We start from the raw sequence: 5,995 nt of genomic DNA on the forward strand, positions 1-5,995 counted from the left end.
GTTACACCTACTCACGAGACGTGAGGTGGGTAGGATATGAGCTCTCCGGCGTCCGGGATAAGCACTCTCGTGAATGACTTCGTTTCCGGCATAGTGTCGCTGCTCGACGCCTTCGCCCAGGCACTGAGCACCTACGCTCCGACCATAGTGGAGATAGTGGTAGGCGTTGGGCTCGTTGCCGGCATAGGCTACGCCATGACCAGGATACCCTTCATAAGGAGGTTCCTGGGCTGGATAGGGCTGTAACCCCTCCGCCTCCACGCTAGCTTTTTAAACCTAGAACTTCCTTTTTTATAACCGTCGGGCCCGAGTTCGGCCCCTCCACGGGCCTGCCCAGGCCCCAGTGGCGACCGCAGGGGGCGAGGGCCCGGGAGGGGCCCGTTAAACTTCCTAAAAGAAAAAAGGTGTTAAGAAAAAGGAATAGCTTACTTCTGCTCAGTCTCCTGGGACTTCTTATCCATTATGTAGGAAGCCTGCTTGGTCGTTACGTCAAGCGTCAGCATGTTCTGTACTGCGTTTATCGCTAGCGTTGTGGTGTCAGCAAGCTGCTGCCCAAGCTTCTCCACGTGCCTGTTGTGGAAGAAGTCAAGTACTAGGTAGCCTACAATGCCGACCACGAATATCATGACAAGGTCAAGGAGGTACGGCTGGACTGCGGACACCACTACCTCGGATATCTGGGTCATGTTCCCTACGAACGGCATGCTTCCACCGAACTGTATTTTGTTGTGTGAAGTTAAATATTTTACTGCAGTAGTCCATTAAGGTCTATGGGGGTCTGGCTTGGTTGAAGTACTGGGCACAGGCGACAACGGACTTGAGAACAACGCTGTCCAGGAGGCAAGGTCTCTCTTCGGGACAGTGGTAGCGGCCCTAGCCACTATTGGTAACGAGCTCTACCTCTGGTTCCAGAGGCTCGCTAACTGGCTCATTAACCTCATGACCTCTCACCCGAACTACGCAGTTATGCTTATTACCAATCTGATAATACTGTTTACCTGAGGTGGTGATGCATGAGCTCATTAATAGACCTCCTGATGGCCGGCTTCCCTGTTAAGCCGTCCAACCCTCCAAAGCTCAACAACAACTCAATAGAGCTGAGGCTAACAGAGTCGGAACTCAAGCAGCTGCTCTTCAGCAGGGTAGACCCCAAGTACCAGGGGCTGATAGACCTAAAGATAGAGAACGGGGCAATAGTGATAACCTTTAAGCTGATGTAAAGCTATTCGGGGGGCTGAGGGGGAGTGTCATTTATATTATCAGTTTTTCAGGACGTCGGGAGCGCGATAAGCCAGGTATTCTCCCCTGTTGAGGGCCTGTCCTCAAGCGTGGGCTCTGCCGTCAGCTCCTTCACCTCAGCCATCTCCTCCTCGGCCTCCCAGCTGTTCAAGGATATAGCTTCTATACCTCAGGCGATTGTCTCAGGCCTGTTCTCCTTCGGCTCGCTTATCTGGAAGGGGCTGAGCGACATCGGCAGCTTCCTCAGCTCCGCAATCGCTACAGTAGGGCATTACATCAAGGACGCCTTTGACACGGTGGGCAAGTGGCTCTACCAGGCGTTCTCGTTCATACTACATGGGCTCTATGAGGTGGCCACGTGGGTTTGGGGAGCCCTAGTTACCCTTGCAAAGTATATCTGGAACGCACTCAAGGGCCTTGTATCTGCAATCGTTTCGTGGATAAAGAATGTAGGGGCCACCATATCGGACTGGTTTCAGGGCATAGCAAGAGACATAGATAGCTGGCTTTACAGCCTCGCCTGTAACATGCGTAACAAGTTCATAACTATGGTATCGGCTGACATGTCTATAGAGGCCCTGTGGAGGGTCTTCAGGCTCTACACAGGCGGTAAGACCAGCATGAAGGGGGCCATCGGTCGCATAGCCGGCGGCCTCGGCCTCGCCCTCATGACCGCCGGCCTCCTTGACGCCGTCCTGCCCCAGTGCACGTCTAAGACCAAGACGTTTGTGCTGACGCCTAGGCCGTTGGTAATTACCCTGCCTGAGCCCACGCTCGCAGAGCCCGCAATACTTACCGGGCCGACGCCTTACGGGCTGGTTACCGTCCCGTATGAGTATTACCTGTACCCGGTGCTCACCTATAACTACACCCTGATAAGCGGCATCTCAGTGCCGTTCACACTTAGCCCATCACTGAGCTACGGCTACAGCCTGATAACGCCTATCACTGCAAGCCTTTCACTGAGTCCATCGCTCACCTACAGCTATACTTTAATAACACCTAGCACTGCCAGCTTCGGCCTCAGCCCTGTCCTCAGCTACACTAAGTCCGTAACCACTGCCGTTGCAGCCAAGCTTGAGTTCACGCTTAGCCCTGTCCTTGCCCTTGTGTCTAAGTATGTTACTGCCAGCAACACATTGAGCGGCTCGCCTTCGACATCAACTAACTTCAGTGGCATTAACACTGGGACTGAGACCCTTAGCGGCTCTCCAAGCACAAGCGTTAATTTCAGTGGAGTAAGTGTCGGCTCTGAAAGTATGAGCGGCTCTCCGAGCACCACTGTAATTCCTCCAGCTAAGGTAAGCCTAACCCTTACGCCAAAGCTGACCTCAAACATACCTACGACGCTACAGGAGAGCCTTACTTTGACTCCTGCTCAGTCCCTCAGCCTTAGCCTGAAGCCGGGAATGACTTATGCCTACAGCCTCAGCTCGCCTTCTGGAGTGTCCACCTCCCTAACTGAGACCATGAACACGTCATACACCTACACGGCAAGCTCTCCTGCTACAGTGCCCCAGTCCCTTAGCCTGAGCCCTGCCATGTCATATAAATACTCTATAATATCACCATCAACTCAGTCCCTTAGCCTAAGCCCTGCTGTGAAATACGCTTACACGGTAATATCTCCGGTGTCTGAGGCGTTTAGCACCTCTGCGTCGCTGGCCTACACATATAGTGTCATTAACCCGCCAAAGTATAACGTAACGCTATCCCCATCACTGACATACACTTCCTCAGTCTCATAAAGATATTATAGCCTCACCTATAATTAATATCCCTGGGGTTACGCTTGCTGATAGGGGATGTAAAGGACTACGGTAATGACATCCTGAGCCTTGCTAAGTCCAGCCCTCTCCAGGGTAACATGAAGTCATACTACGTCATTGCAGTTAAGGACAAGGACGGTAACATAATAGACTACAGGGAGGGCGGCCTCAGGTCGCTCACTGCCGGCTTTCTGTGGGCTGTAGCGAGCCTCCTAGCCGCGTATAACTATAACTTTAGCTTTCCTAACTACCCAACACTTATGAATTCTAATTGTGGTCTTAATTACCCTAACGGCAAATACGCTATAGTTTTAGGCTCCGGCACTCAGGCGTTCTCGCCTACCATAAACAGCCTCTACGCCCCAATAACCGGCGCCTCCATGAGCGTCTCATACGCCTATAACATAACCTCCTCCGGCGTCCCTCAGTTTATCTTCTACGGTGAATATAACAACAGCGGGAGCGCTATTAACGTCTCAGAGTTCGGCCTTAAGCTTACTATAACTCCCTGTAACACTAGCTCAAGCTCAACTTATCTACTTACCTATGACACGCTGTCCTCTCCGGTTAGCGTTCCAAGCGGAGGGTCTATAAGCGTCGCCATCGTAGTTAATCTGACGGGGTGATAGGCCGTGCTGCTCAGCCCTAGCGTTGATAATTATGACGTCAAGCTTCCTGACAGAGAGCCCGAGTCCCTTGGGCTTGTAGCTACCCTGACGCTTAAGGTAATTGACAGACAGGGAAGGGTCAAGTCCAAGCTCACGTTAAGGTCTCACAGCCCTACGTATAACCTTTACGCAATGCTTGGCATGCTTGGCTCTTTGGGAGGCACCGCTACCGACACAAGCGGCACTGCATGGAATATTAGTAGCTATGCTGTAGTAAAAGCTAACAGCATATCTATAATGGTAGGCAGCGGCACAAGCAGCAACCCGTTTAACCAAACTAAGTTAGTTGCTCCTATCGCCAACGGCACCGGCTCCGGCCAGCTTGTCTACGGTAACATTAACTTCTCCAGCTCCCCAGCAGTCTCCGGTAACTCTATGTCGTTCTTAATATATAACGTCTTCACTAACGAGTCAAACACTGTTGTTACTGTTACGGAAATCGGCCTTGTCGCCAATTATACGTTCGGTATTGCAAGTCCAAGTAACTTCCTTTTATGGTATGACAACATACCTACCATAAGCCTTGCACCTGGAGATGCCCTTGCGGTAACCTACACGTTCACCATCAACCCATAACGTCCGGGGTGAACGCTCATGCCTAGGCGTGTCCGCATCGGCGTTAAGCTTCACTTCAAGGTAACTGACAGAGATGGCCGTGTGGTCAGGGAGTGGGAAGAAGAAGGACACAGCTTTACCCAGAACTTCGCTACGTTGCTCTTCCTGATGTTCGCACAGGTTGCTGAAACGCTCTATGACACTGCGGGCAGTGCCGTGTCGGTGAACGGAAGCTCATACGGTACTGCATCGCTCAGCGCCTCCCCCTCTGACACGAGCTACGGCATAATCTTCGGCTCCGGCACAGGGTCTAACAGCGTTACCCTTTATAACCTCTACGCTCCCCTCACGTCCTCCTCGTTCTCCTACAGCAGCGTCTCGTTCCCTGAGGCGCCTACCGTGTCAGGCTCACAGGTCTCGTTCAAGGTGTCAAGGAGCATGACTAATAACTCCGGCTCTACTGTGAACGTTACAGAGATAGGCGTCATAGCACGCCTCGGCGGCTTTAACATGTCCTACTTGTCCACTGGCGCCTCGGTTAGTGCCGACAACTTCCTAATTATATACGACCAGCCGTCCTCTCCCATATCGCTTGAGAACGGCCAGACATTGACGGTAACCTACACCATAACGTTAAACGCGTAAAAACACTTATAACCTTCTCCTTTATTTATTTTACGTGGTGCGGTGGACGTGGTACCAGACTATATAAGTTACCTTGAGGATAAGGGTTCATTAGCTAATGACGTAGACCCCACGTCAGTCCAGGTAAGGGCATACGTTACCTATGAGGTCAGGGACAAGGACGGCAAGGTCATACTTAGGAGGACTGAGCCCTCAAGGTCTCTTGTGGAAAACTATGCGATATTCCAGCTGGCCATGTGGGGCTCACAGACCATCACCACAGCAGACACGAGCAACGTCAGCATAAATATTAACGGCGCGTCCCCAGGCATCATAAACATAAATGCCCCTGCAGGAAACAACACTTACGGCATAGTGGTCGGCAGCGGGTCTAATACCGTTAGCCCAACACTTGTTAGCCTTGCCGCACCAATAACCAATGGCACTGGGGCCGGGCAGCTCCAGTATCAGGCCATGTCATTCTCAAGCGGCGTAACCGTCAGCGGTAACACCACGTCGTTCACGCTCTCAAGGAGCTTCGTGAACTCAAGCGGTGGGACGGTTACCGTCAGCGAGATAGGCATAATAGCCTACGTCAGCGGGTTCGCCATGACTAACGTCAGCACTAACTCTTCCGTAAGCTCCGACTACTTCCTGTTAGCCTATGACGTCCCGAGCTCAGCCATAACTGTGCAGAACGGACAGACGCTACAGATAACCTACACCTTCAGCGTTACCACGTAACCCCTTTATCCTCTTCCCGCTAACCTTTTTTCGGGGGTCTGAGTGAAGGTAGCTGTAGCTCACGGGCTTCCTAGCTCAATCAGGCTCGTTGCGTCAATGGTTGCGGACGCTAACGGGTGGCCCATTGTAGAGACTCCCCAGCTCTGGAAGGACTACGACGTTATAGTCTACGTCTCTGACACCAGGTATGACGTATACTACGCTTCCAGGCTGATACCCAGGGGCCACGGGGTCTTCTACCTTGTGTCCGAGGGCCCTGTCAGGGTCAAGCTCGCACCTCACATAAACGTCCACACCGTAGTCGCTCCTACGAAGTTTGTCAAGGACATGCTTGAGTACAGCAGCATCCATGTGGACTACGTAGTCCCTCACGGTATCATTCTACCTAAGTCATAT

General features: G+C 52.1%; 10 protein-coding genes. 9 read left to right on the forward strand and 1 reads right to left on the reverse strand.

Annotated features, from left to right (window positions below; translation table 11 throughout):
- Nucleotides 1-36: 36 nt before the first annotated feature.
- Complete coding sequence (locus ACP5H1_RS07690) at nucleotides 37-246, forward strand: hypothetical protein (protein WP_427973732.1); 210 nt, start codon at nucleotides 37-39, stop codon at nucleotides 244-246.
- A 179-nt stretch (nucleotides 247-425) separates the two neighbouring features.
- Here ACP5H1_RS07690 and ACP5H1_RS07695 read toward each other — a convergent pair whose 3' ends face one another.
- A complete protein-coding gene (locus ACP5H1_RS07695) occupies nucleotides 426-704 on the reverse strand; it encodes a hypothetical protein (RefSeq protein ID WP_427973735.1) in 279 nt (92 codons plus the stop codon).
- A 79-nt stretch (nucleotides 705-783) separates the two neighbouring features.
- Here ACP5H1_RS07695 and ACP5H1_RS07700 point away from each other — a divergent pair, with 79 nt between their 5' ends.
- From ACP5H1_RS07700 to ACP5H1_RS07735, 8 genes are all read left to right on the forward strand, one after another.
- The gene (locus ACP5H1_RS07700) at nucleotides 784-1,002 is read left to right on the forward strand and encodes a hypothetical protein (RefSeq protein ID WP_427973737.1); all 219 of its coding nucleotides are present in this window, start codon (nucleotides 784-786) and stop codon (nucleotides 1,000-1,002) included.
- A gap of 11 nt (nucleotides 1,003-1,013) precedes the next feature.
- The gene (locus tag ACP5H1_RS07705; protein ID WP_427973740.1) at nucleotides 1,014-1,220 is read left to right on the forward strand and encodes a hypothetical protein; all 207 of its coding nucleotides are present in this window, start codon (nucleotides 1,014-1,016) and stop codon (nucleotides 1,218-1,220) included.
- A 24-nt stretch (nucleotides 1,221-1,244) separates the two neighbouring features.
- Nucleotides 1,245-2,987, forward strand: coding sequence for a hypothetical protein (locus ACP5H1_RS07710; RefSeq protein WP_427973742.1), 1,743 nt, complete (start codon nucleotides 1,245-1,247; stop codon nucleotides 2,985-2,987).
- Between the two features lie 44 nt (nucleotides 2,988-3,031).
- A complete protein-coding gene (locus tag ACP5H1_RS07715) occupies nucleotides 3,032-3,634 on the forward strand; it encodes a hypothetical protein (RefSeq protein WP_427973745.1) in 603 nt (200 codons plus the stop codon).
- A gap of 6 nt (nucleotides 3,635-3,640) precedes the next feature.
- Nucleotides 3,641-4,252, forward strand: a complete 612-nt coding sequence (locus ACP5H1_RS07720) for a hypothetical protein (protein ID WP_427973747.1) — start codon at nucleotides 3,641-3,643, stop codon at nucleotides 4,250-4,252.
- Between the two features lie 18 nt (nucleotides 4,253-4,270).
- Nucleotides 4,271-4,876 (forward strand): hypothetical protein, encoded by a 606-nt coding sequence (locus tag ACP5H1_RS07725; RefSeq protein ID WP_427973749.1) that lies wholly within the window; start codon nucleotides 4,271-4,273, stop codon nucleotides 4,874-4,876.
- A 42-nt stretch (nucleotides 4,877-4,918) separates the two neighbouring features.
- Entirely contained in the window at nucleotides 4,919-5,599 is a 681-nt protein-coding gene (locus ACP5H1_RS07730) for a hypothetical protein (RefSeq protein ID WP_427973751.1), read from the forward strand.
- Between the two features lie 42 nt (nucleotides 5,600-5,641).
- A partial coding sequence (locus ACP5H1_RS07735; RefSeq protein WP_427973754.1) for a hypothetical protein occupies nucleotides 5,642-5,995 on the forward strand: 354 nt, incomplete at its 3' end.

This window comes from Acidilobus sp. (genome assembly GCF_049973875.1).
Lineage (GTDB): Archaea > Thermoproteota > Thermoprotei_A > Sulfolobales > Acidilobaceae > Acidilobus.